At 36.1% G+C, this 2,352-nt stretch carries 3 protein-coding genes; 1 reads left to right on the forward strand and 2 read right to left on the reverse strand.

Features of this window, described 5'->3' with window-relative positions; translation table 11 throughout:
• Window positions 1–162 precede the first annotated feature (162 nt).
• The gene (locus RVS70_RS21455; protein ID WP_121603939.1) at window positions 163–468 is read left to right on the forward strand and encodes a hypothetical protein; all 306 of its coding nucleotides are present in this window, start codon (window positions 163–165) and stop codon (window positions 466–468) included.
• A gap of 107 nt (window positions 469–575) precedes the next feature.
• Here RVS70_RS21455 and zwf read toward each other — a convergent pair whose 3' ends face one another.
• Both zwf and RVS70_RS21465 read right to left on the reverse strand, forming a co-directional pair.
• Window positions 576–2,057 carry a glucose-6-phosphate dehydrogenase gene (gene zwf / locus RVS70_RS21460; protein ID WP_026681757.1) on the reverse strand — a complete coding sequence of 494 codons (1,482 nt, stop codon included), beginning with the start codon at window positions 2,055–2,057 and terminating at the stop codon, window positions 576–578.
• A gap of 24 nt (window positions 2,058–2,081) precedes the next feature.
• A partial coding sequence (locus tag RVS70_RS21465) for a hypothetical protein (RefSeq protein WP_321134753.1) occupies window positions 2,082–2,352 on the reverse strand: 271 nt, incomplete at its 5' end.

Consider the following 2,352-nt stretch of genomic DNA (forward strand, 5'->3'; position numbering starts at 1 on the left):
GACTAGAAATGAAACATAAGACGCTAAAAGCTGCATAAATAAAATTGATCTTTATTAAAAAAACTTAAAAATCATCAAGGAACAACTCTATGCATTTTTAAAAACAGCAATTATGAAATTGATTCTATTGAGAAGAATAGAAGAAGTAGAGGAGGATATCTTATGTCTTTATCCAGAATAATGAAATGGGTCACAGGGATATTTGAAGCACTACTTGGCTTTCCTATTCTTGGGGGCGTATATATTGTTTCAAATTTTTGGACACCCTTGTTTGTTATGTTAATACTTCATATCATTACATTATTTTTATCAAAAAGAGATGGTGCAGCTACAGCAGGTAGTATTTTAGGAATTATTACATCATGTATTGGGTGGATACCTATTGTCGGTATGGTAATGCATATCATTACTGCTATTGTACTAATAATTACTGGAACCATTTCAGACGAACAAAAACGTATAAATTAAAAAGACCAAGTAATTCGTATGTTATGCGAATTACTTGGTCTTTTTTTAGAAATTAGCATTTTGCTAAACTAGAATATTACGCTGACTTTTTTCTGAGAGATGATCAGCTATTCAGTAATTGGCCACCAATGGAATCCATCTTGTTCAAGTAAATCATTGGCAGCCTGTGGCCCCATTGAACCTGAAGGATAGTTTGGGAATTTAGGTTGTGATGCTGACCATGCTTGAAGTAAGGAGTCGATAAATGCCCATGAATAGGCTACTTCATCCCAATGTGTAAAGTTTGTTGTATCGCCGATGATACAATCATAAATTAGTTTTTCATAAGCTTCTGGTGTGTTTATTCCATCCACGCCATTATTGGTATAAGAAAGCTTAATAGGCTCAGCAATTGAGCCGATTCCAGCCTTTTTAGCGTTGAGATACAAAGTGATTCCTTCATTTGGTTGAATATTAATGACCAGTAAATTAGGATGCTTTTCTGCTTCATCCTTGTAATATAAATTCATTGGTATATCTTTAAACTCAACGACAATTTTAGTGGATTTTTCTTTCATACGTTTGCCGGTTCGGATATAGAATGGTACTCCTGCCCAACGGTAGTTATCAATCATTACTTTTCCAGCAACGTATGTCTCTGTAGTAGATCCAGCTAACTCTTCTGTTTCTTCTCGATATCCCTTCACCACTTCGCCTTTTGAGGTTCCACTTCCATACTGTCCACGAACAAAGAATTCATCCACTTTGTCAGGATCAACGTGTCGTAATGCCCGTAATACCTTCACTTTTTCTGAACGAATTTCTTCTGGAGTTAATTTAATTGGTGGTTCCATTGCTAATAATGCTACCATTTGTAGCATATGGTTCTGTACCATGTCTCTTGTAGCACCTGAATGATCATAGTAGCGTGCTCTATCTTCAACACCAAGTTCCTCACTAGAAGTAACTTGGATATTGGAGATAAAGCGATTGTTCCATAAATGTTCAAATATCCCATTCGCAAAGCGAATAACTTCAATGTTTTGTACCATTTCTTTTCCTAGATAATGATCGATACGATAAATCTGATTTTCATTAAATGCCACGCGAATTTGATTGTTTAACGCTTTTGCAGATTCTAGATCATGACCAAATGGTTTTTCAATAACAAGTCTTGTCCAGCCAGCACTATCCTTTAAGCCGTTTTGTTGAAGCTGATTGGCGATGGAACCAAAATATTCCGGTGCCATAGCTAAATAGAATATTCGATTGCCATCTGTTTGATAATTACCCTCCAGCTCTTCAAGTAATATTTTTAAATGGTCATAGGAAGACGTGTCAGTTACATCAAAGGAATGATAATAAAAATGAGATGAAAAAGCTTCTATATCTTCTGCGTTTAAAGAAGCATTTTGAATTGAATCTCTTACATTTTCCCTAAAAACTTCATTGGTCCATGGTCTACGAGCGAGACCAACTACTGCAAAATCTTCACCAATTTTTCCATTCTGATAAAGGCGATAAATGGAAGGGAATAATTTTCTCTTAGATAGGTCTCCTGTTGCTCCAAAAATCACAATTACTACGTTTGGTTTATCTATAGTATTCAAAATACCCTCTCCATTTTCTATTAACTAATTAGCCGATAGCCAAGTTATCCCGCATATAACTGGCAGTAAGCCCCCGACTCCAGGCGATAAACTGAAATAAATATGGATAAGTATGGGAACAACTGCCAGTAAATGTCCGATTGGTTCTACTATCAATCCGAAACCCATGGATTGAAGTTTCACTTTATCCCGCATATAACTGGCAGTAAGCCCCCGACTCCAGGCGATAAACTGAAATAAATATGGATAAGTATGGGAACAACTGCCAGTAAATGTCCGATTGGTTCTACTATCA

It is taken from the genome of Virgibacillus sp. M23 (genome assembly GCF_034190895.1).
GTDB classification, from domain to species: Bacteria; Bacillota; Bacilli; order Bacillales; family Amphibacillaceae; genus Virgibacillus; species Virgibacillus salarius.